Origin of the sequence: Pseudomonas sp. OIL-1 (genome assembly GCF_010669185.1) — a bacterium.
GTDB classification, from domain to species: domain Bacteria; phylum Pseudomonadota; class Gammaproteobacteria; order Pseudomonadales; family Pseudomonadaceae; genus Halopseudomonas; species Halopseudomonas profundi.
Window position 1 is genome coordinate 1,977,420 of the sequence record NZ_CP048629.1, and the last position, 26,753, is coordinate 2,004,172.

Below are 26,753 nucleotides of genomic sequence, written 5' to 3' on the forward strand. Positions count from 1 at the left end.
TAAATGGTCATTTCCTCGGGCACGTGCATTGAGTTGATCGGTATGGCTTGCAAAAGAAAAAAACAAAACGACACTTGGCGGTAAGGAGAGCTAAATGCTTAGAAAAGAAATATGCGTGTTTTTCATGGTACTTATCGCTGGGCTGGTATTGCCGGTCCATTTACAGGCTGAATCAGAGTCCCAGGATGCCGAAGCCGCCCGCGAACTCCTCACCGAGGCGGTCGAGTACTACAAGGAAAACGGGGATAAGGCCCTGGCCGTTTTCAGCAGGCAGGGGCCCTTCGTCAAGGACAACCTCTACGTCTACGTGGTGAACACCAACGGCATCATGCTGGCCAGCGGCGGGCCGTCGGTCATGTTGACCGGCCGGGATATTTACAACGCGGTCGACGATGATCTGAAGAAAAAATTCGAGGACGCACTAAGCAGGCCGGAGTCCGACACCATTCACGAAGGGGAATACCCCTGGAGCGGGTGGGAGACCGCCGGGCGCGAAATTACCAAGCACGTGTATTATCAGCGGGTCGAGGACAAGATCTTTGTGGTGGGCTATTACCAGCCCCGAGCGAGCGCTGAAGATGCCCTGAAGTTGCTGGACACGGCAGTAGAGGCTGTACGTGCGGATCCGCGAGAAACCTTCAAGGCAGTCAATGCGCTTGATTCAAGGTTCTACAAGGATGACCTGTATGTTTTTGTGGTGGAACTTGAGAACAATCGTTTTGTTGCCCATGGCTCCAATCTTCGACTGGTAGGCCGCGACTTCAGTCAATTGACTGATACCACCGGCAAGCCCTTCGGAAAGGAAGCGGTAGACAAGATCGCCAAGTCCGATACTGCGGAATTCAGCTACCAGTGGAAGCACCCGATCAGCGGCGACATCGAGAGCAAGCACGCCCATGCGCGGAAGGTCGGTGATTATCTGGTAGTGGTGGGGTATTACGAGCCAGGCAGCAAGGCTGCAGAGTAGCGCCGCGCGGCCTGCGTTCGTTCGAGCGCAGGCGGCCAACGGTAACGTGCTACCGAGTCATTCCGCTGGCAGCACTCAGCTGCTGGCACACACTGTACTTGCCGCTGGTTTCATCTCGTTCCACCCGAGCTACCGCCACCTGTGGATCGTGGGTAAAAACCAGTCGGCCTTTTGCGGCAACCAGATAGTCGAGCAGGGCTTCTTTTTCCTCGATCAGGCCTTCCGGAAACCGGTCGTAACCCATGGTGATGGGCAGGTTTACCCAGGGCGCGCCGGGAATCAGGTCGCCTGGGAATACCACCGGGCCGTCTGGCATATCGAACTCGGGGATCATCAGCCCCGGGGTATGGCCGTCGCTGAAACGAAAGCGCCAGTCAGGGCCAAGCGTTTGAGACTGGTCGCCATCGTTGATCAGTTCCAGTCGGCCGCTGTCTTCCATCATTGTCAGAAGCTCGGGGATGAACGATGCCTGATCGCGCGGATGTGGGCGCTTGGCACGGCACCAGTGACGCTGTCCGGTGACGAAGGTGGCGTTGGGAAACAGCAGTTGCAGTGGCTTGTTGGCATCCCATTCCGATAGCAGGCCGCCCGCGTGATCGAAATGCATGTGCGTGAGCACCACCACGTCAATGTCTTCATGGCGCAGGCCGGCCGCTGCCAGGCTATCGAGCAGCACGTGGCCGGACTCCACCACACCATAGCGCTCCTTGAGCTTGGGCTCGAAGAAAGCGCCGATGCCAGTCTCTACCAGAATATTGCGATCGTCTTCCTGCACCAGCATGGCGCGGCAGCTCAGCCGTATGCGGTTGGCTTCGTCCGTCTCGACCCAACGCGACCAGAGTGCCTTGGGTGCGTTGCCGAACATGGCGCCGCCGTCCAGACGCTGGCTGTTGCCCTCAATAGTGGTAAAGCTGCGCACAGATATTCTCCTTTGCTGACAGCTGCCAGGCTAAGCCTGGCAGCTGTGATCATGGGGTATCGCGGACTGCAGTCGTGTCGACCGCAGGCTCGCTGGTGTCGGCATCGGTGTTATGCACACTGCGAAAGCGCAGGACATGGGTGCGTTCAAGGAGCAGATACAGTACGGCACCCGCCGCCAGTCCCCAGCCTGCGCCGTACACCGCCAGCACGACACCCATGGTGCCGGCCACGCCGCGCTCGGTGTTGTTGTTGAGCTGTTCAAAGCCGACCATCAAGCAGATATAACCCGTGAGGATCAGCGTCAGCGATAGAGCGATGGGCAGAACCGGCTGGAAGAAACTCACCAGCGGCAACATGAACAGCGCGAGAAAACCGGTAATCCAGAAGGTGCCTGCGCCGCTATAGATGGAGTCCATCGCTTTGCGACCGTACTTGTAACGCTCGGCCATGGTGGCAGCGACAGCGGTCCAGATCGGACCTGCGAGGCCGGGGTAGGGTGCGAAGAAGGCGTGCAGGCCGTTGCGCAGGGCGGTGACGATGTGCGCGCGGTCGATGTTGTTCTCGATCACCTCGTCCGGGCGCAGCTCGTCGGCACGTTGCATCAGCGATTGACCAACGATGATGTCACCGAAGGCGATGATGTAGGCGATAACAGCGGTGGGAACCGCGTACAGGAATATCTCTGGATCCGGAAAGCCGACATTGAACGGCAGGTAGTTCCAGATTTCGCCAAACGCCGGTTGGGTGATGCCCCAGCGCACGTCGGGCATCTTGTATTCGCCAACCGCGATGCCGACGATGATGGCTACCAGCATCCCGGGCACCATGCCGTAATTGACGATCTTGCGCATCATTGGCACGCGCTCGGTGAGTCCCTTGAAGGATACCGAGAACATCAGGTACAGGCAGATCAGGCTACCCAGCACCAGCGAAATCGGCGTATTGGCCAGGCGTCCACCGCTGGATATCTCGCCCATCAGTGCAGCGATACCCGCGCCGATAATGATGCCGCCCTTCATCGAGTTTGGCACGATGCGCACCATCACGCTGCCGAGTCGGGTCACGCCCAATATCAGGAAGATCAGGAATACCAGGAACTGCAACGCGAACAGTGCCTGGATGGCCTCGGGGCCAGGTTCGAAATCACTCAGAAACAACAGTACCACTGGAATCGCAGGGGTGATCCAGCCGGGCACCATCGGCACGCCGAGCAGCGCCGGCAACATGAAGCCTACGCCGCATACAACCACGTAGGCGAGCGCCACGTCATAGGGCAGGCCGAGGTACTTTTCCAGCAGCGGGATCATGCCGAGACTGACCACGAACATGATCAGTGCCTGCATCATCTCGGCGGTTTCCCAGCGATAGTGAATGAACGGTAGCCGGATCTTGAACGGACCGCAGGCCCAGAAGGGTTGCTCAGCGCCGTCGGCGCGCTTGTAGAGTTGCATACTGACCTCCGTCAGCCGCCCGTGGACGGCTGCTTATTGTTGTTGAGTTGGAAATCTGAAACGTTGGAAAGCCGGGCTCAGATCGCCTTCGCCCAGTCGCGCAATACAAACTTCTGGATCTTGCCGGTGGATGTTTTAGGCAGGTCGGTGAAGACCACAGTCTTAGGCACCTTGAACGCCGCCAGATGCTGTCTGCAAAACTCCATGACACTGGCTTCGTCAGTCTGCTGACCGCTCTTGAGCGTTATGTAGGCACAGGGCGTTTCACCCCATTTCTCATCCGGTCGTGCGACCACGGCAGCTTCCATAACGGCCGGGTGCTTGTAGAGCGTGTCTTCCACCTCGATGGTCGAGATGTTCTCGCCGCCGGAAATAATGATGTCCTTGAGCCGGTCCTTGATCTCGATGTAGCCGTTGGGATGGCACACGGCGAGGTCGCCAGTGTGGAACCAGCCGCCTTCGAAGGCTTCGGCGGTCGCCTCGGGGTTCTTCAGGTAGCCTTTCATTACCGTGTTGCCACGCATGAAGATTTCACCGATGGTCTCACCATCCGCGGGGACCGGCTTCATCCCAACCGGGTCGGCCACCATCACCCCTTCAAGGGTGGGATAGCGCACGCCCTGGCGGGATTTGAGCTGGGCACGTTGTTCCAGCGGCAGCTCGTCCCAGGCGTCGTGCCAGGCGCATACGGTTACCGGGCCATAGACCTCGGTCAGCCCGTACACGTGCATGACTTCGATGCCCATGGCTTCAACCGCACCGATGACCTTGGCCGGTGGCGCTGCCCCGGCCACCTGCGCCTTGACCGGATGATCGATCGCGGCCTTGGCGCTTTCAGGCATGTTGACCAGGGCGTTGAGCACGATTGGCGCGCCGCTCATGTGGGTCACGCCGTGCTCGTGGATCAGATTGAGGATTTTCTGCGGATCAACCCGGCGCAGGCATACGTGAACCCCGGCCAGGGCTGTGATCGTCCAGGGGTGACACCAACCGTTGCAGTGGAACATCGGCAGGGTCCATAGATAGACAGGGTGTTGGCCCATGCTCCAGGTCATCTGGTTGCCCATGGCATTCAGATAGGCGCCGCGGTGGTGATACACCACGCCTTTGGGGTTGCCTGTGGTGCCGGAGGTGTAGTTGAGCGAGATCGCCTGCCATTCATCGTTCGGCCAGTGCCAGGCAAATTCGGGGTCACCCTCGGCGAGGAAGGCTTCGTAATCCAGTTCGCTTACGGCTTCACCTTCACCGTATTCCGGGTCGTCGACATCCACGACCAGGATGGGCCGGTCGATCAGCTCAAGGGCTTCGCGGATAACGGCATGGAATTCGCGGTCGGTGATCAGTACGCGGGCTTCGCCGTGATTCAGCATGAAGGCGATGGCTTCAGCGTCCAGACGCACGTTCAGGGTGTTGAGCACGGCACCGGACATGGGAATGGCAAAATGTGCCTCAACCATCGCCGGTATGTTCGGCAGCATCACCGCTACGGTATCCCCTGCGCCCACGCCACGATTGGTCAGGGCCGAAGCCAGACGGCGGCAGCGTTGGTAGGTCTCGCTCCAGGTGCGGCGGATGGCGCCATGGATAATCGCCGGGTAGTCGGGGTAGACGTTGGCGGTACGTTCAATGAAACTCAGCGGCGTGAGCGCAACGTGATTGACCGGGCTTTGCGAAAGACCTTCCTGAAAGATAGACATGATTCCCACCTGCGGCGATGTTGTTAGCTCTAGGGTCTGGTAAAGCGCAAGTGCACTTACCAGAGGCTATGGGGTTATTTATAGTTATCCCCATAGAGTATGGAAATATGACTATGGTTTTATAGTATAAATACTATACCTTCGTCAAAAAGGGTGCCGTGTGAGGAAGAACAAGTCGCAACGGGCAACGAGTGATCGCTCCCCAGGCATCGACGCCGCTGCGTGGATCTTGGAAAGCGACCCTCAACCAGCTGTCGTGCTGGATAATGATGGTGGCGTTCAGGCTCTGAATCCTGCGATGCGGGATCTGTCTGGCATTGGCCAGCCGACTGAACCGTTGCCGCCCAATTTTCTCCATCTCGCACGTGCGTGTCTGAGCCAGCAACGCGCCATTCCAGAGGTCGAAGCGCAGGCGGCGGATGGCCGGTTTCTGCTCTGGACATTCATTCCCATCGCCAGCGTTCAGCTGGTGCTGGCGCGGGGGCAGGACGCCACAGAGCGGTTGCGCCAACAACAGGATGCAACCGTCGCCAGCCGCCTTTATCGGCTAATAATCGAGAACACCACCGATCTGATTTCGCGACACACACCAGACGGGCGTTTCCTGGACGCTTCGCCTGCGTCCTGGACCTTGCTGGGGTACTGGCCGGAGCAACTACGTGGCACCCCTATCCAGGCGATGTTTCATCCGCTGGAAAGCGAGCGCTTGCTCAAGCGCTACCGGGACGAACTGGAGCAGGAGGGCTACCTCACCGCTACCTATCGTATCCGGCACCAGCAGGGCCATTACCTGTGGTTCGAAACCGCCAGCCGGGCTATACGCGAAACCTACACGGGCCGGGTAGTCGAGATGGTCAGCGTCTCGCGGGATATCACCGAGCGCATGCGTACAGAGGAAAGCAACCGGCGTTTGCAGGACGAGCTGGCGCATGCCGCACGGCTGGCGACTCTGGGTGAACTGGCGTCGGGCATTGCGCACGAAATGAACCAGCCGCTAGCTGCGATCATGAATTACGCCGGGGCCAGCCAGCGCTATCTCGCAGGTCTGGGCCATATCGATGGCCGCCAGGAAAAGGTGCGCCAGGGACTGGAGCGCATCGCTGGGCATGCTGATCACGCCTCCAAAGTGATCAAGCGCTTGAGGGCCTTCCTGCGCAAGGGGCCGCGCAAGGTCCAGCGGATAAACCTTGCGGCGCTGGCGCAGGACGCCGTACGTTTGTGCGCCTGGGAGGCGAGCCAGCATCAGGTACATATAGCTGAGCAGATTCCGGACGGCTTGCCGGATGTGTACGTCGATCCGATCCTTCTCGAACAGGTCATGCTCAATCTGCTGCGTAATGCGATTGAGGCAAACCGGGAAAACCATCCGGACAGCGCCTCGCTGATCACGCTCAGACTGGGCGTTGCGGCGGCAAAGGTCGAGATTGAAGTCGTGGACGAAGGCCCGGGCGCGACCGCTGATCAGCTTGAGAAAATGTTCACGCCGTTTTACACCAGCAAGGCTGAGGGGCTGGGCTTGGGTCTGTCGATGAGTCGCGGTATCGTGGAGGACTTTGGCGGTGGGCTGAGTGCCGAGCTCGCTGATTCAGGCGGGCTGCGGCTTTATTGCTGGCTGCCGGCCGCAGAAAACAGATAAGCCATTCAAGGAGAAAAGCAATGCCCGGGACGCCACAGCAAGTCGTTTACGTGGTGGATGATGACCAGGGATTGCTTGATTCCACGCTCTGGTTGCTCGAATCGGTCGGTCTGCAAGGTGTGCCTTTCACTAGCGGCCGTGCTTTTCTTGAAGCCTGCGATCCGCATGTGCCAGCTTGTGTATTGCTCGATGTCCGTATGCCCGGTATGGGCGGGCTTGCTGCACAGGAGGCCATGCGCGAACGCGGTATCGAATTACCGGTGATTTTCGTCAGCGGCCATGCTGATGTGCCGCTGGTGGTACGGGCTTTTCGCAGCGGCGCCGTCGACTTCATCGAAAAACCTTATAACGAGCAGCTGTTACTCGATAGCGTGCAGCGTGCGCTCAGCCTTTTTCCGGTCGACCGCAATCCTCGAGCGCTGGATGAGGTGCGCTCCCGACTGGACAGTCTGACTCCCCGCGAACGCGATATTCTTCTGCCGCTCGTGCAGGGCAACAACAACCGTGAGATAGCCGAGCAATTGGGTGTCAGTGTGAAAACCGTCGATCTGTATCGGTCCAGAGTCATGAAGCGCATGCAGGCAGGCAGTTTACCGGCTCTGGTAGGCATGGCAATCGGCGTGGGGTTGGTCGACGCTTTCAGTCTGCAAGCGTTGTAATGCGGGACAGCAAGGGCAGGAGCGGCGACTTCAGCTCCCGCCGACGGCAACGCGGAGAGGGTATGGGATTTCAGCGAAAGCGGAAAACAAAAAAGGCAGATCAATGGTTAGATTGATCTGCCTTTACTTGTCTGGTTGCGGGGGCAGGATTTGAACCTACGACCTTCGGGTTATGAGCCCGACGAGCTACCAGACTGCTCCACCCCGCGTCTGTGGCGGCCATTCTACGGAATAAGGCCGAGCTGTCAAGCACTTGAAGTAAAAAGAATTTTTTAGACGGGTAAGGCAGTCCCAGTGCTCCGCTGATCTGCCCGTCGATTTGATCAGAAGTCGCCGGGTGGTGCTGGCTCCGAGCTTGGTGGCCATTTAATGACCTCTACGTCTGGCGCTGCCAGCACGCTTAGCGGATACTCCTGAAATGGCGAACAAAGTTCGCGGACAGGATATTGGCCGGGGGGGTGACATGGATGTAGCCGACAACCGATTCGGAGTTTCTCCCTTTTGGGGCGAATTCAGGAATCACGCGCAGGAAAGGGCATTCCGCGAACATATGCAGCCGGCCATGGTTCGGCATATGCGTGTTGCCACCAAGGTGTGGGGTACCTTGCTGCTGCTGTTTGGGATCATAGATTACGTGGCGCTTGGTTTGTCCCCAGTGTTTATCATTCTGACAACGGCGCGAGTTGTGCTTTCAGCGTTTATCTTCGGTTATGGCTATCTGCTGCTCAGCAAGCCCCATCTGGCCACAGCAGGGCATAGCACCATGGCCTTGCAAATCGGCGGTTTCGGTTTTTTTTACCTCATATACTTCCTTCGTCCTGAGATCGCTGCTTTCACTGTCGCGGTGATAGGGCTGCTTTTCATCTCGATGTTTGTCTTCGTGCCAAACAGGTTGCCGTACTCCGCTATAGCTGCCTTGCTGGGGCTGGCCGGCACCTTGTTGTCCATGATCGTCAATGACCGGCCAGCCGGTGTGGTCATAGGTGCGTTTTTTCTGTTGATGTTGCCTATTCTTGTTGGTTTTTTTGCGACCCAACGGTTGCAGATTGTGCAGCGTCAGCAATACGCGATGTTCACTCGAGCCAATGAAGCGAACGTGGAGCTGCAAGCCGAAATCGAACGACGCAGGGTGTTGGAGCAGGAGCTGAAGCGTCAGGCCACCACCGACCCGCTAACAGGCCTGTTTAATCGACGCCAATACGAGATGCTGTTTGACCGTGAGTGTGAACGCAGCAAACGCAATGGTAGCCGTCTTTCGCTATGTGTCGCGGATATCGATTTCTTCAAGCGGGTTAATGATGAATATGGTCACGATGCCGGCGACCAGGTGCTAAAGCATGTTGCGGATCTGCTTGGTAACGCGCTAAGGCAATCTGACATCATCGGGCGCTTTGGCGGCGAGGAGTTCATTCTGTTGCTGCCAGATACGGGACTTGCAGACGCTGAGGTTGTCATCAACCGTCTCCGTCAAAAGCTGGAAGCCGCGCCCCTGTCCATAGCCGGCCATCAGATTGGTGTTACAGCCACCTTTGGTCTGACTGAGGTGTGCAAGGATGACCACACTATTGAAGACGTAATCAGGCGTGCCGATAAAGCACTCTATGAGGGGAAGACTGGGGGACGTAATCGTGTGGTTCCGGTGCCCTGTTGAAATCTAGCTGGAACAAAGCGTAGCGCGCAAGGAAGCGAAGTTCGGATGACGGATGTTGAAACAATGCCTGACGAGGTTGCCGTACGGGCTCTGAAAGTCGAAGCTGGACAGGCCGCCCGGCGCTGGCGTATCAGCGGTTGGACCGGAGAGTTTCGCGATCCGGAGCAGGAGCGGGCCTACCTGGATAAGCATCAACGCACCATTGCACGGCAATTGCGCATCGCTCTTGCAGTGTGGGCCGGTTTGCTGCTGCTTTTTATCCTGCCGGATTTCGAGTCTTTGGGTAACACGCCTGGTTTCTGGATCAGCGTGGCCATTCGCCTTTCGGTTATTTCCGTTCTGGCGTTCTTCGCCTGGCAAGTCAAACGCAAGCCCGTATTAGCCACTCAAGCGCGATGGATCAGTTGCCTCGAAGTTGCCGGCATGACCGTCTTTCTGCTTGTTTATCCGCTTCGCCCTGAGTTATCGAGCTGGGCTTTCACCCTGACGCTGATCATCCTGATCTCGGTATTCGTCTACGTTCCCAGTCGCGTCCCGGCAATGCTCCTCGTGACTCTGTATATGGCTCTGAGCACTCTCTGCATGATCCATTACGTCGCCCCGAAGACCCCGATTGAGCTCTTCGCCCTATTTGTCGTGACATTAATGCCGATAGGGCTCGGCTGGGGCACAGCGATGCGCACCCAGGTACTGCAGCGTAGGCAGTTTGCGTTGTGGCAGCAGGCCCAGGAAGTCAACGTAGCTCTGTCCCGGGAGATAGAGGAACGCTCCCGTTTACAAGCAGCACTGGTGCATCAGGCCACTACGGACGCGTTGACCGGACTGAACAATCGCCGCCAATACGAAGCGTTGTTCCAATACGAACTTAACCGTTCGTTGCGCAGCGGGCAGCCGCTGTGCCTGTGCATTATCGATCTGGATCATTTCAAACAGATCAATGACACATGGGGGCATGCAACCGGTGATGATGTGCTGAAACGGATAGGGCAGCTGTGTCGGGATTCCTTCCGAGCCACGGATATCCTCGGTCGCTTGGGCGGGGAAGAGTTTGTGGCCTTGCTCCCTGAAACGGACCTGCCTACTGCATTGGTGGTCGCTCAACGCTTCGTGGACAAGCTGGCCACGACAACCATTAGCGAAGCCATTCCAGAGCTGAAAATCACGGCTACGGTCGGGCTGGCGCAGCGCGATAACGAGAGCCATCTCGATGCGATCCTCCAGCGCGCCGACAAGGCGCTTTATACCGGTAAGAACGCTGGACGCAATCAAGTCGTGGCTGGCTGATCGGTTACACTAGGGTCTGTTGCCGTTTCGGCACGGCCGCGACGGAGGCCCGTTCGGCGCAGAACAAGACGCGAGGAGTGAAGTTTGGTTGTGCCAAATAAGCGACGAGTAATGCAGTGCTGCGCCAAACGGGCCCCGTCCCTTCGGGTTGCGTGGCAAATGACGCCATGCGGCGTTGCGAGACTTGGCAAGGGAACAACCATTACCTGCGTCCCGCGCCTTGCCTGGCGTCATTTGACCCAGCAACGCGGCTCGCGACGAAACGGCAACAGCCCCTAGCCGGGTCCGTTTAAGGTGCCCGGCGTGCGCAAGATAATCCATGTTGACTGTGACTGTTTCTACGCAGCGATCGAAATGCGGGATGATCCGCGCCTGCGTGGTCGTCCGTTGGCGGTGGGGGGCGATCCGGACAAGCGTGGCGTGGTCGCGACCTGTAATTATGAGGCGCGCGCCTATGGCGTTCGCTCGGCCATGGCGTCCGGCTATGCCAAAAAGCTGTGCCCCGATTTGCTGATCGTGCCGCCGCGCATGACGGTCTACCGGGAAGCGTCTGCGGCAATCCACGCCATCTTTACTGACTACACGGCGCTGATCCAGCCGTTGTCGCTCGACGAAGCCTACCTCGATGTTTCAGACAGCACCGCCTGCCGTGGCAGCGCAACGCTGATCGCCGAAAGTATTCGCCAGCGGGTGCGCGAGGGTCTGGGGATTACCGTTTCCGCTGGCGTGGCACCGAACAAGTTTCTGGCAAAGATCGCCAGCGACTGGAACAAGCCTGACGGGCTGAAGGTGATTTTGCCGGACGAGATAGACTCATTTATCCAGACATTGCCGGTGGAACGCCTGCATGGCGTGGGGAAAGTTACCGCCGCGCGTCTGCGCAAGCTCGGCATCGATTTGTGCGGCGAGCTGTTGCCGTGGCGCAAGCAGGATCTGGTCAGGGAATTTGGCAGTTTCGGGGAGCGACTCTGGCAGTTGGCGCGGGGTATTGATGACCGTCCCGTGATCGTTGAGAGCACGCGCCAGTCGGTCAGCGTCGAAAATACCTATGATCAGGATCTGCCGGATCTGAACGCCTGCTTCGAAGCCCTTGGGCCCTTGTTGGAAAAGCTTGCCCAGCGTGTCGGCCGTTTGCAGGACGGCTACCGGGCGAGCAAGCCCTTCGTCAAACTCAAGTTCAATGACTTCACCCAGACGACATTGGAGCAGGCTGGCGCGCCCATCACCCCGGAAGGCTACCGGGACCTGACGGCGCAGGCGTATGCGCGTGGCCTCAAGCCGGTGCGCCTGATAGGTGTTGGCGTGCGCCTGGATAATGCGAGCACTCTGTTAGGCGAGCAGCTGAGCCTGTTTTAAGGGGCCTTGCGTGCGCACGACGGACACAGGTGGTTCTCGCCACGCGGCTTCCAGCCCAGTTCGCCGATACGTTCGACGGCCTTGGCGGTTCGTTGATCGAGTCCATCCTTGTCGTTGATCAGAAACTCAAAGGCCTGATCCTTACCGCACTCGTCGCAGGTCACCGACCAGCCCAGCACGGATTTGCCGCGCAGGTCCGGACCTCTTGCCGTTGCTGTCCATTGGCCGGGTGGGCTGAGCAGATAGCGCACCTTGTCGGCAATCAGCGGCAGCGGCAGATCGCGGCTACCCTTGACGGTGCAAATCAGTTTATCGCCACTTTGTATGCCGCCACCCTGTCCGGTGACCTGATACAGCCCGCTGGCAAGTGTGCGGCACTCGATCAGCGTGTGGGAGGGGTTAAGCGCGGTGCGCCGGAAGTCATGTTCAGCCATGGGAGTCCTGTCGTTATCTAGGCGACGATGATAACACCGGTGCAGGGTGGCATATCACCGAGCTCACTGATAGTCGGTGTCGCTTGCCGTGGCGTATATGCTGAAACGCTTCCTACAACGCATACAAGAGGACTCGCCATGAAAGTAATGGAACTGTTTGATCTGACCGGTAAGGTTGCCTTGATAACCGGTGGCACCAAGGGGCTCGGCCTGCAGATGGCAGAAGCACTGGGTGAGCAGGGCGCAAAAATTTTCCTCAACGCGCGTAATGCCAGCGAAGTAGAAGAAGTGGTGGCGCAGCTGAATGCGCGTGGTATTGAGGCAGGCGGGATCGCCTGCGATCTTGGTCAGCTGGATACCGATCCGGTCAAAACACTGGTGGACGCCGCCGAAGCACGCTTTGGCACTGTCGATATCCTGATCAACAACGCCGGCACCAGCTGGGGACAGCCAGCCGCGGAGCATAGCTACGAAGGTTGGCAGAAGGTCATGGGGCTGAACGTCGATGTGTGCTTTCTAATGGCTCAGGAAGTGGGGCGCCGGTTTATGATTCCGCGCCAGTCGGGCAAGATCATCAACATCGCATCCATCGCCGGCTTCAAGGGCAATCGCCCGAATACCGGGATATTCACCGTGGCCTACAACACCAGCAAGGCTGCGGCGATCAACCTGACTCGTGCTCTTGCCGGAGAGTGGGGCCCGCACAACATCAACGTCAATGCGATCTGCCCCGGTTATTTTCCGACCAAAATGGCCAAGGGTCTGGAGCGCGTGACTGAGGTAATCAAGCAGGGTACGCCTCTGGGTCGCGTAGGCGGCGAAGATGATATCAAGGGTCTTGCACTGTTCTTCGCCAGCGAGGCGTCCCGTCATGTCACCGGCCAGGCGGTTGCGGTTGATGGTGGTAATTCTGTGGTCTGATTACGACCGATCAGGACTGTGAGGGCGCGACACCCGTGCTGAGTTGTCCGGCTGCGCGCTCCACCTCCTCCTTGTGCTCCTGTTCCAGTGCCTGCATCTGTTGTTCATGTTGCTGGCGCTCGGTGCGCGGCAGGTCCTTCCATTGCTGGTGCGTCGGGATATGCGCGGTGGCATCGTAGATGACCTCGAACACGCCGACGTCCAGATCAGTGCGGCGCGGGCCGCTGTAGTTGTCCAGCAGAACCTTGATGCGAATGGAGCCTTCTACAAGCGGCAATTGACCGTTGAGCAGGCTCTGCGCGAGGAACTGGATATCCTGCGCGAGCCGTTCGTTGCGCCCACGCTCCTGTTCGGCTTTTGCTTGCCTGGCGTCCCATACCTTGCGCCAGAGCACATAGGCGTAGAGTGCCAGGGCGGTAATGATGATCAGGCCGGCAATTGCCAGCCAGTTAGTCGCACTCATAAATCAGAATCTCATGTCGGACGGGTCCAGGGTCCCGTGTTCTTGCAAGGTCAGTTTGGGGGACCAGAACATACCGGTGCTGATATGTCCTTCGATCCGATAGCTGACCGGTTGTTGGCGTTCTACCAGCTTGATCAGATCGCCAAGATGCCGCCACAGGTTCGAGCGCACATCCAGTTCGAAGTATTCCGAGCCATAGGCCGGGACGTCGAAGGGCTGATTGGTCACGCCGGTGGCTAGCTTTGAGTCATTGAGATAGACGCGATAATGCATGCCCCGGACGGGGAGGTTGCGGTCATTCGGATTGTCGACCCGTAAGCGCAGACGAAAGGACTGTTCCCACAAGTTACTCTGCAGCATTTCCAGATTCGCCAGATGGATTTCCGGTTTGCTATAGCCCTGACTGAACACCGCGCAGCCAGATAGCCACAGTATGCTCGCCAACAAGCCCATCCTGCCGCAAATACGCATGTACATTGTCGACTCCTCCAGGTGAATCTCGAGCCGTCAGCGGTGTTGTCTGGCGGCCCGCGCCTGTCCATACTAACCGCTAATCGCTGCCAGGGAGTGACAATATGCCGCTATTCGAGATTGTGTTTCAGGGACAGATCAAGGCAGGTGTAGCGCCAGAACAGGCGCGGCAGAGGCTCGGCCAGCTGTTTCAGGCGGGAGATCAGCAGCTGGATATCCTGTTTTCGGGCCGCCGGATCGTGATCAAGCAGGGGCTTGATCAGGCATCGGCTGACAAGTACCGGCAGGCCATCGAACGGGCGGGTGCGATATGCCTGGTAGAGCCTGTGGGTGGACAACCGGCTGCGGCAGAGCCGTCCAGCGAACCTGCGCCGGCAACGCAATCCGCGGGTAACAAAGTGGTTCCGCGAGACGAGTACATGGCAGCGTTCAGCGACGTGGAGGCGCCCGATTTCGGTATCGCTCCGCTTGGCGCTGATATGCAGGATGAATACCGCGACTTCACGCCTTTGCCGCTGGACCTGTCAGCACTGAGCCTCGCGCCGCCGGGTGCTGATCTGGACGAAATCAAGCGCAACGAGCCGGCCGTGGTACCCAACATCGATCATCTCAAGGTGGTGGACTAGCCTGGGGCCGGCTAACGTCCGCAGCACTGTTTGTACTTTTTCCCGGACGCGCAGGGGCAGGGCTCGTTGCGTCCGGTTTTCAACCTGATGGACGGATCGACGAAGTACCAGCGTGCATTGATATGAATAAAGTCCGAGCATTCACGATGACTGTGTCGATGCCCCTGTTCATCAGCCCATTGCGCAGTGAAAGTGACCTGCGCCTGATTGCTGGCGGCTTCCGTCGAGTGGACCTTCTCTACAGTCAGGCCGAGCCAATTGCTCGACAGGCTCCAGTCGGTCATCGCAGCGCGATCCAGTTGCGCCTGTTGTGAAGGCAGGGTTGTCGCCACCAGATAGTCGATCAGGCCCAGGGTATAAGCGCTATAGCGTGAGCGCATCAGCTGCTCCGCTGTGAGCGCGGGCTTGCCCTGGTGCAAGGGGAGACAACAGTCTGCGTAGGGTCTGCCATTGCCGCAGGGACAGTCGACGATATTTTCCATTCTTACCACCAGTATTTTCCGAAGAGTTCTGGATTGGCCCAGTATTTCGAGTTGAGCCAATCCGGCACGCTTTTGTATGAGGCCAGATCATAGGTGAAAAGCGTCAACGTCTGGCCGTCCCGTTCGAAGTACCCCTGACGCTGGAAAGCCAGCCCAAAGAAATCGTTCTGCTCCCAGGCCGGGGTTCGCTGCATATCCACCAGTACGGCCATTCTGCTCACCAGCAGGTTGCGCATACCGGCGAGCAATTCCATGCCCTGGCGCTTGTCCAGGCGCTCCAGTTGATCGGCCACCACTGCCAGGTCGTAGCGTCGACCCGCGAGATCGGCTGGCAAGGGTACCCTGTCCGTTTCAAAGTGGGTGCAATCGGGGTGTGTGGCGCAAAACGCCACGGCTGCGGGTATCGATTCCGGGCTGACACTCAGCAACCGCTGTGGTTGATAGTGCTCGAATATGCCCAGCAGGGCTGCGGTAGGGCTGTCGGACATAGGATCATCCTTGCATGAAGGTGTCGAGGCTCAATAGCTTCGACCCTGATGCGGTCAGCTTCAAGCGGAAATTGACGGGTCTGAGACCTTGCCAGCCATCGGTCGCCCCGTCGGGCGCGCTGCAAAATGGTATGATGCCGGCCTTCCCGGGAGCCCGCATGCTGAACGACGACCTGAAAGGCCAGATCCAGACGGCCTATCGCACTTTCCTCGAAAACAAATCCCTGAAGCCGCGCTACGGCCAGCGGGTGATGATTGCCGAAGTGGCCAAGGCCTTCGGTGGCGTCGAGCTGGACGAGGAAGGCCATCGCGATGGCGAGCCAGCGGTGGCGGTCGTTGAGGCGGGCACAGGTACCGGCAAGACCGTGGCCTATTGTCTCGCCGCCATTCCGATTGCCAAGCATCTGGGCAAGCCCCTGGTCATTTCCACGGCTACTGTCGCCCTGCAGGAACAGATAGTGCTCAAGGATCTGCCCGATATCCAGCGCAATGCCGGGTTGAATTTCCAGTTCTCGCTGGCCAAGGGCCGGGGGCGGTATGTCTGTCTGTCCAAGCTGGATCAGCTGCTCAATGACAATCAGCAAGCGGCCAGCCGCCAGCAGGGCTTTGCCGACGAAGGGTTTCGCATCGACATCGACGAAGCCGGGCTCAAGCTCTACACCAGCATGGTCGAAGCGCTGGGCAGCAACAAGTGGGATGGTGAGCGTGATTCATGGCCGGCGGCACTGGAGGATCAGGACTGGTCGCGGCTGACCACCGATCATATCCAGTGCACCAACCGGCGCTGCGGACACTTCAATCAGTGCGTGTTCTACAAGGCGCGCGAGGGCGTGCAGAAGGTTGATGTCATCGTCACCAATCACGATCTGGTGCTCGCCGATCTGGCCCTGGGAGGCGGAGCCATCCTGCCTGACCCGCGCGACTGTCTGTATATCTTCGATGAAGGACATCACCTGCCGGACAAGGCCATCGCGCACTTCGCCCATCACACCCGCATGAACGCTACCGCCGAGTGGCTGGATCAGCTGGACAAGAATCTGTCCAAACTGCTGGCCCAGCATCCGCTTCCCGGGGATTTCGGTCGTTTGCTTGAACAGGTTCCGGCGCAGGCGCGGGACTTGCGTCCGCATCAGCAGTTCATGACCCAGGCACTGGCCGAAGCCGGCGATTTTGCCAATACCGAAGACCTCACCGGCAATATGCGCCCGCAGCACCGCTTCGAACATGGCGTGGTGCCAGAGCATTTACGTGATATGGGTACGGAGCTGAAGGGCGGTTTCGGACGCATCACCGACCTGCTGCAGCGCATGGTCGACATCCTCAAGGAGGCGATGGACGGCGAGGCGGTCGGCGTGCATCAGGTTCAGGCGGAGGAGTGGTATCCGCTATTCGGGACGTTATTGGCGCGATCCGAGGGCAACTGGACGCTGTGGACCAAGTTCTGCCTGGAGGACCCCGAGGACAAGCCGCCTACGGCCCGCTGGCTGACGCTGACCGAGCAGAACGATATCGAAGTACACGTCAGCCCGATTCTGGCTGCCGACACACTGCGTCAGTTTCTCTGGTACAGCGCCTTTGCCTGTCTGGTGACCTCGGCGACGCTGACGGCTCTGGGGCGTTTCGATCGCTTCAGCCAGCGCGCCGGCCTGCCCAAGAGCGCGGTGTGCACACTGGCACCGAGCCCCTTCAAACATGCTGAGCGGGGCGTGCTGCGCATCCCGGATCTGGGGGCTGACCCACGCGATAGCGCCGGGCATAGTGCGGCGATCATCGAGCGCATGCCGACCATGCTCGAGGACGCGGCGGGCAGCCTGGTGCTGTTCTCATCGCGCCGGCAAATGCTCGAGGTGTACGCAGGTTTGCCTAGCGCATTCCGCGAGCGTGTCCTGGTGCAGGGGGATCTGTCCAAGCAGGAGCTCATCCGTCAGCACCGCGAACGGGTTGATAACACGCAGCAGAGCGTTATTTTCGGGCTGGCCAGTTTTGCCGAGGGTGTCGACTTGCCGGGCAAATACTGTGAGCACGTGGTGATTGCGAAGATTCCCTTTGCCGTGCCTGACGATCCAGTCGAGGCGGCGCTATCGGAGTGGATCGAGCGTAACGGCGGCAATCCGTTCATGGAAATTGCCGTGCCCGATGCCTGTTTGCGGCTGGTTCAGGCCTGTGGTCGGTTGCTGCGCAGCGAGCAGGACAGCGGCGTGATCACCTTGCTGGACCGGCGCCTGGTCACCCAGCGCTACGGAAAAGCCATCCTCAATGCGCTGCCGCCGTTCCGCCGCGAGATCGAATAGTCTCTGCCCTCGGGGTGTAGCGCGGCTGCGCTACGCGAAGGCCCGCAAGCCACACCAACCCCGTCGGCGAGCAGGCGCTCACCAACCCCAGGAAACCCAACCCCTCGGCGAGTCCGAACGCGGCCCGAAGCGCTCGCGCACTCGAGGCGAGCGTGCCTGGGGGTGTAGCGCGCCTGCGCTACGCCAAGCCCGCAAGCCACACCAACCCCGTCGGCGAGCAGGCGCTCACCAACCCCAGGGAACCCACCCCCGTCGGCGAGTCCGAACGCGGCCCGAGGCGAGCATACCTGGGGATGTAGCGCGCCTGCGCTACGCCAAGCCGGCAAGCCACACCAAACCCGTCGGCGAGCAGGCGCTCACCAACCCCAGGGAACCCAATCCCGTCGGCGAGTCCGAACGCGGCCCGAAGCGCTCGCGCACTCGAGGCGAGCATGCCTGGGGGCGTAGCGCTCCTGCGCTACGCCAAGCCCGCAAGCCACACCAACCCCGTCGGCGAGCAGGCGCTCACCAACCCCAGGAAACCCACCCCCGTTGGCGAGTCCGAGCGCGGCCCGAGGCGAGCATGCCCTGGGGGTGTAGCGCGCCTGCGCTACGCCAAGCCGGCAAGCCACACCAAACCCGTCGGCGAGCAGGCGCTCACCAACCCCAGGAAACCCAAGCCCGTCGGCGAATCCGAACGCGGCCCGCAATCCCAGGAAAGCCGTTTGCAATGCCAAAAAAGTGCCCCATCAGCCCTAAACATCAGCTTCATGCATAAATCCCTGATCGCCATGCTTATCAGCACTGCATTCTGTCGCTGGCTGCGCTTAAATGGCCGGACAACAACAGGCTGGCCAGGAGAATGGAATGAGCAAGGTTCAAGGGTACTTTGACCCCCGTTTTGAAAACGTACGTGAGATTTTTGCCGAGCAACTGGACGACGAACAGGCGCGCGGCGCTGCCCTGTGCGTCACGGTTGGTGGCGAAACCGTGCTGGATCTCTGGGGTGGGGTGGCCGACAAGGATGATCAGCAGGTCTGGGAACAGGACACACTGGTCAATGTGTTTTCCGCTACCAAACCGCTGGGCGCAGTAGCGATGCTGCAACAGGTTGCGGCGGGTCGCATCGGGCTCGATACCCCGCTGGCGGATGTCTGGCCGGAGTTTGCCGCAGCGGGCAAAGAAGCCGTGACCCTGCGACACGTGCTCAGCCATCGCTCCGGGTTGTCGGCAATCAGTCAGACGCTGCCACCTGAAGCGCTATTCGACTGGCAAGCCATGTGCGAGGCGCTGGTGATGCAGTCCCCCTGGTGGACTCCCGGGGAGTCACACGGCTATGCCCCGCTGACCTACAGTTGGCTGCTGGGTGAGCCGCTACGTCGCTTGAGCGAGCAAAGCCCGGGCACCTACGTCCAGGAACATATATGCCAGCCGCTCGGAATGGACTTCTTTGTCGGCGCGCCGGATGCGGAGCTGTCGCGCATCGCCCACGTTTCGCGCCTGCGCAACCAGTTTGGCGATGACTACGCCAAGGCCCTGTTTATGGCCATGGGCAAGCCTGAGGATCTGCCCTTCAAGGCCTTCGCCAACCCCTCCAGTCTGCTTACCAGCACCAACCGCGTCGAGTGGCAGCAGGCCGAACTACTAGCAGCCAACGGGAGTGGCAATGCCCGCTCACTGGCGCGTTTCTGGCAGGTCATGGCCCATGGCGGCCGTTTCGATGGCGTTACTCTGCTCGACGAAGAACTGGTCGCGCTGATGCAGCAGGAGCACAGCCAGGGTCTTGACCGTACCCTGCGTGCGCCCACCCGTTTTGGCCTGGGCGTCATGCTGGAGCAGGGCTACGAAGGCGGCTCCTTTGGTATGGGTGCCAACGCTTATGGGCATCCTGGCGCGGGCGGTACGCTCGGGTTCTGCGATCCGGATGCGAAAGTCGGCTTCGGCTATGCGACCAATGCCATGGGCCCCTACGTGCTCATGGATCCACGTGCGACCGCGCTGAGCCGTGCGGTCTACACGGCGCTGCGCAATCTCGATTAGTTGTTCCAGCGCAAATGCAGCGAGGGGCACGGATGCTAGGATTAGCACATCAGTAGAGGAGTCCCTTGATGAAAGCCAGCATTGCCGATCTGCGCCGCAACTACACCCGCGATGGTTTGTTCGAAAGCCAGGCCCCAAATGAGCCCTACAGTCTGTTCGCGACCTGGTTCGAACAGGCTGTAGAGATCGAGACTACCGAGGCCAACGCGATGATGCTGGCCACGGTGGACGATGCCGGCCAGCCGCATCTGCGCACCTTGTTGCTAAAGGGGGTGGATGAGCATGGCTTTGTGTTTTTCAGCAACTACCATAGCGCCAAGGGCGAGCAGTTGCGTACCCATCCCCAGGCGGCGATGACCTTCTGGTGGCACGACCTGGAACGCCAGGTACGCATCGAGGGCGTCATCGAGCGCATCAGTGACGAGGAATCCGATGCCTACTATCACAGTCGGCCACTGGGCAGCCGGCTGGGCGCGTGGGCCTCTCCGCAGAGTCAGGTGATCGAAGGCCGGGAAGTGCTCGAGCGCAACCTGGCGGAGCTGGAAGCACAGTACGCCGAGCAATCGCCGCCGCGGCCGCCGCATTGGGGCGGATACCGATTGAGACCGCAGTTTGTGGAGTTCTGGCAGGGCCGACCGAGTCGCCTGCACGACCGGCTGCGCTACCGGCTGGAGAGCGGCGTATGGCAACGGGAACGGCTTGCCCCCTGAGTCTGGCGTCGGTTCAAGTTTGCGGCGACGCTCGTTCGCTGACATGACTTGCGTGCAGTCGCGTTCTGTCCCAATCTGCATTGAGAAAGAAAACAGGGCGGAGAGCGCATATGTCCAAGGGACAGTTCTATCAGAAGGTTGTCGTCATCACCGGTGGCTGCGCCGGGATTGGCCGCGCCCTGGCGCTGCGTTTCGCCCATGCCGGCGCGCGTATCGCTATTCTTGATATCCAGGACGAGACACTGGTCGCCTTCCGTCAACAGTTGTCGGACAAGGTGAATGCCGAAGTGCTGGCGGTGCATTGTGATGTTGCCAATGAGCGCGACTGCGAAGAGGCGATCTGCCAGGTCATCGAGCATTTCGGTGGCATTGATGTGCTCATCAACAATGCCGGCATCACCCATCGCAGCCTGTTCCACGAAACTGATCTGGCGGTCTTCCGGCGTATCATGGACGTGAATTATTTTGGCGCTCTGCACTGCACACACCATGCATTGAGCAGCGTCATCGAGCGCCGTGGTCAGATCATCGTGCTCAGCTCATTGTCCGGTTTCGCGCCCATGCTCTACCGCAGCGCGTATAACGCCAGCAAACATGCCCTGCACGGACTCTTCGAAACATTGCGCATGGAAGTTCGTGAACACGGCGTGAACGTCATGCTGGTGACGCCCGGTTTTACCGCGACCGACATTCGCAAGAATGCGCTGGTAGGGGACGGCTCGATCAGCGGTCAGAATGCAGCGCCATCCTTCAAGGTTTCATCGCCCACTGATGTCGCGGATGACATCTACTGTGGTGCGTGCAAGCGCAAGCGATTGTTGATTCTGTCGAACGTGAACTGGCGTGCGCGACTGTTCGCCAGGCTGTTTCCGCGGGCATTCGAACGCTGGATGGTGCCCAGATTGTCCGGCGTCAAACCGGCCGATCGAGCCAGTTAAGAACACCAAGTGCCGCATGCCTGCCGCTGGCGAAACAGGCTGTGAGCAGGTAACCGCCCGTGGGCGCTTCCCAGTCCAGCATTTCACCGGCGCAGAACACGCCGGGGAGCTGGCGCAGCATCAATTGATCCGTCAGTGCACCGCGACTTACGCCGCCTGCGCTACTGATCGCTTCGTCCAATGGTCTGGTGCCTGTCAGGCGTACCGGCAGGTTCTTGATACCGTTCGCCAGCTTGGCGGGCTCGGCGATGGCTTCCCTGGAAAGGCACTCATGCAGCAAGGCGATTTTTACCGGATCCAGCCCGGCACGCTTGCGTAGCAGGGAAGAGAGCGTCTGACCCTTCCGGGGTTGCTGCAACGCAGCGGTCAATTCGGTGAGGTTGCGGTCTGGTGCCAGGTCCAGGGTTAACCTGGCTTCGCCCGTCGACAATTGCTCGCGTAGCTCGGCAGACAATGCATAAATCAGGCTGCCTTCCAGACCGTCCTGCGTAATTACGCACTCGCCACGCCGCTCAAGCATTCCCGCGTTCGGCAAGCTAACCCTGGCGATTACCTGTTTGAGCGGTGCGCCGGCAAAGCGCTCTTTCAGATGGGTGCTCCAGTCAGCAGTGAAGCCGCAATTGGCTGGCAACAGTGCGCGTATCGTCACGTCCCGTGCCTCGAGCAGGTCGGTCCAGGCACCATCCGAGCCCAGGCGGGCCCAGCTGCCGCCGCCCAAAGCCAGTACCACGGCGCTCGCTGGCACGGAAGCAGGGCCTTCAGGCGTGGCGAAAAGGAGCTGGTCGTGTTCATCCCAGCCAACCCAGCGGTGCCGGGTCTGGATGGTTACGCCGCTGTCGCGCAATCTTCGTAACCAGGCTCGCAGCAGCGGCGCAGCTTTCATCTCTACCGGAAATACCCGGCCTGAAGAGCCGACGAAGGTGTCGATATGGAGACCGTGAATCCAGTCGCGCAGCCCGTCTGCATCAAAGGACGCCAACCATTCTGCGACCCAGGGACTGGCTTCGCGGTAGCGCTCGATGAACGCGGCTTTTGGTTCCGAGTGGGTGATATTCATCCCACCCACGCCCGCTAACAGGAATTTGCGCCCCACTGATGGCATCGCATCGTAGACAGTGACCGGCACGCCAGCGAGCGCCAGGGTCTCGGCAGCCATCAGGCCAGCGGGGCCGCCGCCAATAACGGCAACCGGAGAACGAGGGGTTGAGGGCTGGCTGCGCACAATAGGATCTCTGTCTGGGGCGTGGCGCTGCAGTGTACCCCAGGGTCCGGCGTTGTTTCATTACGCGCCGCGTTGTGCCGCCACTGGCAGAAAGGCCTGCTGGCTGAAGTCATCTATGCTGATCAGGAACCCGGGAGATTTCGCCGCTTTTCGCCTCCGGATACATGGTAAGTGCGCTCATCAGGCGGTCAATGTAAACTCGCCTCCCCAAATTGCTGTGACACGGCGTCGCGGCAGCTATCTCAGTAGTTCAGGCTGCGGCCACATGTTGTCGAGGAAAGTATCGTATGACCCAATTGCTGGATGATCTGGTTCGCCTGTTGGCGCTGGAAAAAATCGAAGAGAACCTGTTCCGCGGCGCCAGCCAGGACCTGGGGTTTCGCCAGCTGTTTGGTGGCCAGGTGTTCGGTCAGTCGTTGTCGGCGGCAACCCAGACCGTCGATCCCGATCGCCATGTGCACTCGGCCCACGGCTATTTCTTGCGTCCCGGGGATCCGACATTCCCCATCGTCTATCACGTCGATCCAGTGCGTGACGGCGGCAGTTTCACGACGCGTCGAGTACAAGCGGTGCAGAAGGGCAGGCCGATCTTCACATTGATCTGCTCCTTCCAGGGCGAAGAGGAGGGTTACACCCACCAGACAACGATGCCTGACGTACCCGGTCCCGATGACCTCATGAATGAAACGGAGCTGACGCGCAAGTATCAGCACCTGATTCCCGAGTCCGTGCGTGCCAAGGTGTTGGTCGACAAGCCCATCGAGATCCGGCCGGTAGGGATTTTTAACCCGTTCGATCCAGAGCCCACAGAGCCGGTCCGTTACATGTGGTTCCGCGCGGACGGCAAGCTGCCCGACGATCCGCAACTGCATCGCTATCTGCTGGCCTATGCCTCGGATTTTCACCTGCTGGGCACAGCAATGCTGCCCCACGGTATTTCCAACTGGGCGGGGGATATGCAGGTGGCCAGTCTTGACCACGCGTTGTGGTACCACAATCCGTTGCGCATGAATGAGTGGCTGCTGTATGCCATGGACAGTCCGGTTGCCAGCGGTGCGCGCGGGCTTTCCCGTGGGCAGATATTCAATCAGGACGGCGTGCTGGTAGCCTCGGTGACGCAGGAATCCCTGATGCGGAAGGTTCCCGCCAAGCAATGAGAACGTTGCGTGGGTGGGTTTTCGATCTGGACGGCACGCTTACCGTCGCCCAGCACGATTTTCCGGCGATTCGTCGGGAGCTCGGGATTCCGCCAGATGAAGACATCCTGGGGCACATAGCGCGGTTACCTGATACACACCGGCAGGATATGAGCGCGCAGCTTGATGCGATCGAACTGCGCCTTGCTGCGGGTGTACAGCCAGCGCCCGGTGCGGCGGATCTCATTCGCCACCTGCATGCCCAGGGTGTGCAGTTGGGCATCCTTACGCGCAATCTGCGCTCGGTGGCGATGGCCTCGCTGGAGGTGATCGGGGTGCTCGATTGCTTTCGTACGGGTGACATTCTTGGCCGTAACGAGGCACTGCCCAAGCCGGATCCGGACGGTATCCGCCAGCTGCTGCAAGCGTGGCGGCTGCAGGAGTCGCAGGTAGTCATGGTGGGAGACTTTCGTTTCGACGTCGAAACGGGTCGCGCCGCGGGCTGCCATACCTGTCTGGTGCATCCCCAGAACAGCTGGCCGGAGCTGGCCGACTGGCATGTGCCTGATTGCCTAGCGCTACGGGCCAGGCTAGGGCCCAGCGAACCTGTCTGAACTGGCAGCTGAACGGCATTGGGGGTTGAAGCGTGCTGAGCGGTGTTGTCAGCTCGCGGTTGCCTGTAGACAGTGAGCGGCTGTACAGTGCCGAGCGGTTCAGCCGGTACCATTGGCTGCCTGGCGGGTTGCTGGGTGATGGTTGACGCAGCGGTGTTGCGCGCGGATTCGGTAACCATAGAACGTTTTTACCTTGCCATGGGCGTTCTCGCCCGGTGTGAACAGCGGCGCACCTGACCTCGCGGGGTGTCGATAGTGATTTTTTAGGAGCCTCTATGGCCTGGTTGCATTCCCGGCGCCTGCATTATTTCGTGGGCGGAGTGGCGATTCTGTTTCTGCTGTTGGTGGCGTTGCGCGGAATTTTTCTGGTAGCGTTCTCGTCGGTTGATCCGGGCGTTGATCAGCCCTGGGGGATGGTACTCGAGACGTTGGGAATTGGCGTCCGTTTTGATTTGCGCCTGGCCATCCTGCTGATGCTCCCTGCCATGTTTCTCGCCTGGCTGCCCTATTGGAACAGTCTGCGGTCGAAGGTGCTGCGCTGGGTGGGCCGAACCTACCTGCTGTTGGCGCTGGCCGTCATTCTGCTGGTCTATATTCTTGATTTCGGGCATTACGCCTACCTGGGCGTGCGCCTGAATGCGTCGGCCCTGAAGTTTATCGCTGATGTGCAGATCTCCCAGCAGATGGTCTGGGAAAGCTATCCGGTCGTGTGGATCACCCTGGGCTGGCTCGCCTTGGTACTGCCAGTGTTCTACGCGCTGTGGTCACTGGAAAAAGTCACTCTCAATCGGCAGGAGAAGCGAATCGGCCTGTGGTCGCGGGTCCTGGGCAGCTTGGCGATGGTGGTAGTGGTGTTCCTGGCGCTGCTCGGTCGTTACAGCAACCTGAACCTGGAAAACCCCGTACCGCTGCGCTGGAACGATGCGTTTTTCGCGGGTGATACGCAACTGGGTGCGCTGGGGCTGAACCCGGTGATCTTCTTCTACGATACCTTGCTGGTTCCGCAGGATCGCTATGATCTGGAGCAAGTGCGCGAACATTACGCCGAAGTCAGCCACTATCTCGGCGTGTCCGAGCCGGAAGCCGAAACGCTGACATTGTCACGTCAGATAGCGCCGCAACCGCACCAGCTGGGGGTTGCTCAGCCACCGAATGTGGTGTTCGTGATGCTGGAGTCCCTCGGCACCACTGCGGTCGGTGCCTATGGTAATCCGCTGAATCCGACTCCTAACCTGGACCGCATGGCCGGTGAGAGCTGGTTTTTCCGGCACTTCTATGTGCCGGTGACAGGCACTGCCAAGACCGTTTGGGCGAGTATTACCGGGGTTCCGGATGTCTCGCGTCAGGAAACCGCGACGCGTAACCCGCTGATTACCAATCAGCACAACCTGATCAATGCGCTGAAGGATTATCAGAAGGTCTACGCCATTGGTGGCAACTCCGGTTGGGCCAACATGAACGCCTTGATCCGCCAGAGCATAGACGGCATCAAACTCTACGAGGAAGGCGGCTGGCAGGCTCCGAACGTGGACGTCTGGGGTATATCGGACCTCGATCTGTTCAAGGAGACTGACCAGATTCTGCGCGACCTGCCCAGGGACAAACCGTTCTTCGCCTATATCCAGACCGCCGGGAATCATCGGCCTTATACGATTCCGCAGGAGAACGACGATTTCGAGGCGCTGGACAAGACCCTGGAGGAAGTTCAGGCGGCCGGCTCGCGGAGTGTCGAGCAATACAACGCCGTGCGACTGCTGGATTACAACGTGGGCAGATTCATGGAAATGGCGAAGGAGGGCGGATACTTCGATAACACCATCTTCGTTCTGTTCGGCGATCACAATACGCGTATCGCCAACATCGACTACATGAAGCCGGCCTTCGACAAGCTGGGCCTGGAAAGCAATAACGTGCCGATGCTGATCTACGCCCCCGAGCTGTTGAAACCGCGCGAATTCGACGAGGCCGTGGGCCTGGCTGACCTGCTACCCACCGTGGCGGGGCTGCTCGGTCTGGAGTACGAGAACCGCACGCTCGGGCGTGACGTGCAGATGCCTGCGCCTGAAGGCGAGAGAGTAGTGCCGCTGGTGTTGCGCGAGGGCTCCTTCCCGCTGATCGGTGCTGTAAGCAAGGATTTTCTGTTGCAGATGAACTACGACGGCAGCGAGCCCAGCCTGCATGACCTGCATTCGGACACGCCGCTGGATAACGTCGCTGACCGCCATCCCGAAGAATATCAGCGCATGCTCCCCTTGACCCGGGGGCTGTACGAAACCTCGCGTTATATGCTGTACGAGAACGTGCGTGACTGAAAGC

Annotated in this window: 24 protein-coding genes and 1 tRNA gene; 15 read left to right on the top strand and 10 right to left on the bottom strand. The window is 59.6% G+C overall.

Annotated features, from left to right (window positions below; translation table 11 throughout):
- Positions 1–94: 94 nt before the first annotated feature.
- A complete protein-coding gene (locus G3M63_RS09260; protein ID WP_256669991.1) occupies positions 95–967 on the top strand; it encodes a cache domain-containing protein in 873 nt (290 codons plus the stop codon).
- A 49-nt stretch (positions 968–1,016) separates the two neighbouring features.
- Here the strand turns inward: G3M63_RS09260 and G3M63_RS09265 are convergent, their stop codons facing one another.
- The 3 genes from G3M63_RS09265 to G3M63_RS09275 all read right to left on the bottom strand — a co-directional run bounded on the left by G3M63_RS09265 (position 1,017) and on the right by G3M63_RS09275 (position 5,036).
- Positions 1,017–1,886, bottom strand: coding sequence for an MBL fold metallo-hydrolase (locus G3M63_RS09265; RefSeq protein WP_163982783.1), 870 nt, complete (start codon positions 1,884–1,886; stop codon positions 1,017–1,019).
- Between the two features lie 49 nt (positions 1,887–1,935).
- The gene (locus tag G3M63_RS09270) at positions 1,936–3,339 is read right to left on the bottom strand and encodes a solute carrier family 23 protein (RefSeq protein ID WP_163982785.1); all 1,404 of its coding nucleotides are present in this window, start codon (positions 3,337–3,339) and stop codon (positions 1,936–1,938) included.
- Positions 3,340–3,416: 77 nt separating this feature from the next.
- The gene (locus tag G3M63_RS09275) at positions 3,417–5,036 is read right to left on the bottom strand and encodes an acyl-CoA synthetase (protein WP_163982787.1); all 1,620 of its coding nucleotides are present in this window, start codon (positions 5,034–5,036) and stop codon (positions 3,417–3,419) included.
- Between the two features lie 208 nt (positions 5,037–5,244).
- Between G3M63_RS09275 and G3M63_RS09280 the strand changes: the two genes are divergently transcribed.
- Both G3M63_RS09280 and G3M63_RS09285 read left to right on the top strand, forming a co-directional pair.
- Positions 5,245–6,672: a PAS domain S-box protein gene (locus G3M63_RS09280; RefSeq protein ID WP_163984234.1), complete on the top strand. Its 1,428-nt coding sequence runs from the start codon at positions 5,245–5,247 to the stop codon at positions 6,670–6,672.
- Between the two features lie 20 nt (positions 6,673–6,692).
- The gene (locus tag G3M63_RS09285) at positions 6,693–7,331 is read left to right on the top strand and encodes a response regulator transcription factor (protein WP_163982789.1); all 639 of its coding nucleotides are present in this window, start codon (positions 6,693–6,695) and stop codon (positions 7,329–7,331) included.
- A 132-nt stretch (positions 7,332–7,463) separates the two neighbouring features.
- Here G3M63_RS09285 and G3M63_RS09290 read toward each other — a convergent pair.
- A tRNA-Met gene (locus G3M63_RS09290) sits at positions 7,464–7,540 on the bottom strand.
- Between the two features lie 365 nt (positions 7,541–7,905).
- Here G3M63_RS09290 and G3M63_RS09295 point away from each other — a divergent pair.
- From G3M63_RS09295 to dinB, 3 genes are all read left to right on the top strand, one after another.
- Positions 7,906–8,982 (top strand): GGDEF domain-containing protein, encoded by a 1,077-nt coding sequence (locus tag G3M63_RS09295; protein ID WP_163982790.1) that lies wholly within the window; start codon positions 7,906–7,908, stop codon positions 8,980–8,982.
- A 45-nt stretch (positions 8,983–9,027) separates the two neighbouring features.
- Complete coding sequence (locus tag G3M63_RS09300; RefSeq protein WP_163982793.1) at positions 9,028–10,266, top strand: GGDEF domain-containing protein; 1,239 nt, start codon at positions 9,028–9,030, stop codon at positions 10,264–10,266.
- Between the two features lie 303 nt (positions 10,267–10,569).
- Positions 10,570–11,622, top strand: a complete 1,053-nt coding sequence (gene dinB, locus G3M63_RS09305; RefSeq protein WP_163982795.1) for a DNA polymerase IV — start codon at positions 10,570–10,572, stop codon at positions 11,620–11,622.
- Here the strand turns inward: dinB and G3M63_RS09310 are convergent.
- The gene (locus G3M63_RS09310; RefSeq protein ID WP_150300776.1) at positions 11,619–12,056 is read right to left on the bottom strand and encodes a hypothetical protein; all 438 of its coding nucleotides are present in this window, start codon (positions 12,054–12,056) and stop codon (positions 11,619–11,621) included. The genes dinB and G3M63_RS09310 overlap by 4 nt on opposite strands.
- A 138-nt stretch (positions 12,057–12,194) precedes the next feature.
- On the opposite strand from G3M63_RS09310, the gene G3M63_RS09315 reads away from it, so the two are divergent.
- On the top strand, positions 12,195–12,977 hold the full coding sequence (locus G3M63_RS09315) for an SDR family oxidoreductase (protein ID WP_163982797.1): 783 nt from the start codon (positions 12,195–12,197) through the stop codon (positions 12,975–12,977).
- Between the two features lie 10 nt (positions 12,978–12,987).
- Here the strand turns inward: G3M63_RS09315 and G3M63_RS09320 are convergent, their stop codons facing one another.
- Both G3M63_RS09320 and G3M63_RS09325 read right to left on the bottom strand, forming a co-directional pair.
- Entirely contained in the window at positions 12,988–13,440 is a 453-nt protein-coding gene (locus tag G3M63_RS09320) for a DUF2489 domain-containing protein (protein ID WP_150300778.1), read from the bottom strand.
- Between the two features lie 3 nt (positions 13,441–13,443).
- Complete coding sequence (locus G3M63_RS09325; RefSeq protein WP_163982799.1) at positions 13,444–13,917, bottom strand: LEA type 2 family protein; 474 nt, start codon at positions 13,915–13,917, stop codon at positions 13,444–13,446.
- Between the two features lie 98 nt (positions 13,918–14,015).
- On the opposite strand from G3M63_RS09325, the gene G3M63_RS09330 reads away from it, so the two are divergent.
- Positions 14,016–14,537: a hypothetical protein gene (locus G3M63_RS09330; RefSeq protein ID WP_163982801.1), complete on the top strand. Its 522-nt coding sequence runs from the start codon at positions 14,016–14,018 to the stop codon at positions 14,535–14,537.
- Between the two features lie 11 nt (positions 14,538–14,548).
- Here G3M63_RS09330 and G3M63_RS09335 read toward each other — a convergent pair whose 3' ends face one another.
- Both G3M63_RS09335 and G3M63_RS09340 read right to left on the bottom strand, forming a co-directional pair.
- Positions 14,549–15,019 carry a YchJ family protein gene (locus G3M63_RS09335; RefSeq protein ID WP_163982803.1) on the bottom strand — a complete coding sequence of 157 codons (471 nt, stop codon included), beginning with the start codon at positions 15,017–15,019 and terminating at the stop codon, positions 14,549–14,551.
- 2 nt (positions 15,020–15,021) lie between these two features.
- Complete coding sequence (locus tag G3M63_RS09340; protein ID WP_150300782.1) at positions 15,022–15,507, bottom strand: DUF6231 family protein; 486 nt, start codon at positions 15,505–15,507, stop codon at positions 15,022–15,024.
- Between the two features lie 158 nt (positions 15,508–15,665).
- On the opposite strand from G3M63_RS09340, the gene dinG reads away from it, so the two are divergent.
- The 4 genes from dinG (at position 15,666) to G3M63_RS09360 (ending at position 21,465) form a co-directional block, all read left to right on the top strand.
- Positions 15,666–17,798, top strand: coding sequence for an ATP-dependent DNA helicase DinG (gene dinG, locus G3M63_RS09345; RefSeq protein ID WP_163982805.1), 2,133 nt, complete (start codon positions 15,666–15,668; stop codon positions 17,796–17,798).
- An 846-nt stretch (positions 17,799–18,644) separates the two neighbouring features.
- Entirely contained in the window at positions 18,645–19,817 is a 1,173-nt protein-coding gene (locus G3M63_RS09350) for a serine hydrolase (protein WP_163982807.1), read from the top strand.
- Between the two features lie 68 nt (positions 19,818–19,885).
- Positions 19,886–20,527, top strand: coding sequence for a pyridoxamine 5'-phosphate oxidase (pdxH, locus tag G3M63_RS09355; protein WP_163982809.1), 642 nt, complete (start codon positions 19,886–19,888; stop codon positions 20,525–20,527).
- Between the two features lie 110 nt (positions 20,528–20,637).
- Entirely contained in the window at positions 20,638–21,465 is an 828-nt protein-coding gene (locus tag G3M63_RS09360) for an SDR family oxidoreductase (protein ID WP_150300786.1), read from the top strand.
- Here the strand turns inward: G3M63_RS09360 and G3M63_RS09365 are convergent.
- Positions 21,440–22,687 (bottom strand): TIGR03862 family flavoprotein, encoded by a 1,248-nt coding sequence (locus tag G3M63_RS09365; protein WP_371923562.1) that lies wholly within the window; start codon positions 22,685–22,687, stop codon positions 21,440–21,442. The two genes, G3M63_RS09360 and G3M63_RS09365, sit on opposite strands and share 26 nt — an antisense overlap.
- Before the next feature lie 287 nt (positions 22,688–22,974).
- Here G3M63_RS09365 and tesB point away from each other — a divergent pair, with 287 nt between their 5' ends.
- From tesB to G3M63_RS09380, 3 genes are all read left to right on the top strand, one after another.
- The gene (gene tesB / locus G3M63_RS09370) at positions 22,975–23,844 is read left to right on the top strand and encodes an acyl-CoA thioesterase II (RefSeq protein ID WP_163982811.1); all 870 of its coding nucleotides are present in this window, start codon (positions 22,975–22,977) and stop codon (positions 23,842–23,844) included.
- Positions 23,841–24,437, top strand: coding sequence for an HAD family hydrolase (locus G3M63_RS09375; RefSeq protein WP_163982813.1), 597 nt, complete (start codon positions 23,841–23,843; stop codon positions 24,435–24,437). The genes tesB and G3M63_RS09375 overlap by 4 nt, the downstream gene beginning before the upstream one ends.
- Before the next feature lie 275 nt (positions 24,438–24,712).
- On the top strand, positions 24,713–26,749 hold the full coding sequence (locus tag G3M63_RS09380) for an LTA synthase family protein (RefSeq protein WP_163982815.1): 2,037 nt from the start codon (positions 24,713–24,715) through the stop codon (positions 26,747–26,749).
- The last annotated feature ends 4 nt before the right edge of the window (positions 26,750–26,753 follow it).

Bases quoted from the DNA above. Each gene is read 5' to 3' on its own strand.
- G3M63_RS09260 (WP_256669991.1), top strand. From the start codon at position 95: ATGCTTAGAAAAGAAATATGCGTGTTTTTCATGGTACTTATCGCTGGG.
- G3M63_RS09270 (WP_163982785.1), bottom strand. From the start codon at position 3,339: ATGCAACTCTACAAGCGCGCCGACGGCGCTGAGCAACCCTTCTGGGCC.
- G3M63_RS09275 (WP_163982787.1), bottom strand. From the start codon at position 5,036: ATGTCTATCTTTCAGGAAGGTCTTTCGCAAAGCCCGGTCAATCACGTT.
- G3M63_RS09285 (WP_163982789.1), top strand. From the start codon at position 6,693: ATGCCCGGGACGCCACAGCAAGTCGTTTACGTGGTGGATGATGACCAG.
- G3M63_RS09295 (WP_163982790.1), top strand. From the start codon at position 7,906: ATGCGTGTTGCCACCAAGGTGTGGGGTACCTTGCTGCTGCTGTTTGGG.
- G3M63_RS09300 (WP_163982793.1), top strand. From the start codon at position 9,028: ATGACGGATGTTGAAACAATGCCTGACGAGGTTGCCGTACGGGCTCTG.
- G3M63_RS09310 (WP_150300776.1), bottom strand. From the start codon at position 12,056: ATGGCTGAACATGACTTCCGGCGCACCGCGCTTAACCCCTCCCACACG.
- G3M63_RS09315 (WP_163982797.1), top strand. From the start codon at position 12,195: ATGAAAGTAATGGAACTGTTTGATCTGACCGGTAAGGTTGCCTTGATA.
- G3M63_RS09320 (WP_150300778.1), bottom strand. From the start codon at position 13,440: ATGAGTGCGACTAACTGGCTGGCAATTGCCGGCCTGATCATCATTACC.
- G3M63_RS09325 (WP_163982799.1), bottom strand. From the start codon at position 13,917: ATGTACATGCGTATTTGCGGCAGGATGGGCTTGTTGGCGAGCATACTG.
- G3M63_RS09330 (WP_163982801.1), top strand. From the start codon at position 14,016: ATGCCGCTATTCGAGATTGTGTTTCAGGGACAGATCAAGGCAGGTGTA.
- G3M63_RS09335 (WP_163982803.1), bottom strand. From the start codon at position 15,019: ATGGAAAATATCGTCGACTGTCCCTGCGGCAATGGCAGACCCTACGCA.
- G3M63_RS09340 (WP_150300782.1), bottom strand. From the start codon at position 15,507: ATGTCCGACAGCCCTACCGCAGCCCTGCTGGGCATATTCGAGCACTAT.
- dinG (WP_163982805.1), top strand. From the start codon at position 15,666: ATGCTGAACGACGACCTGAAAGGCCAGATCCAGACGGCCTATCGCACT.
- G3M63_RS09350 (WP_163982807.1), top strand. From the start codon at position 18,645: ATGAGCAAGGTTCAAGGGTACTTTGACCCCCGTTTTGAAAACGTACGT.
- pdxH (WP_163982809.1), top strand. From the start codon at position 19,886: ATGAAAGCCAGCATTGCCGATCTGCGCCGCAACTACACCCGCGATGGT.
- G3M63_RS09360 (WP_150300786.1), top strand. From the start codon at position 20,638: ATGTCCAAGGGACAGTTCTATCAGAAGGTTGTCGTCATCACCGGTGGC.
- tesB (WP_163982811.1), top strand. From the start codon at position 22,975: ATGACCCAATTGCTGGATGATCTGGTTCGCCTGTTGGCGCTGGAAAAA.
- G3M63_RS09375 (WP_163982813.1), top strand. From the start codon at position 23,841: ATGAGAACGTTGCGTGGGTGGGTTTTCGATCTGGACGGCACGCTTACC.
- G3M63_RS09380 (WP_163982815.1), top strand. From the start codon at position 24,713: ATGGCCTGGTTGCATTCCCGGCGCCTGCATTATTTCGTGGGCGGAGTG.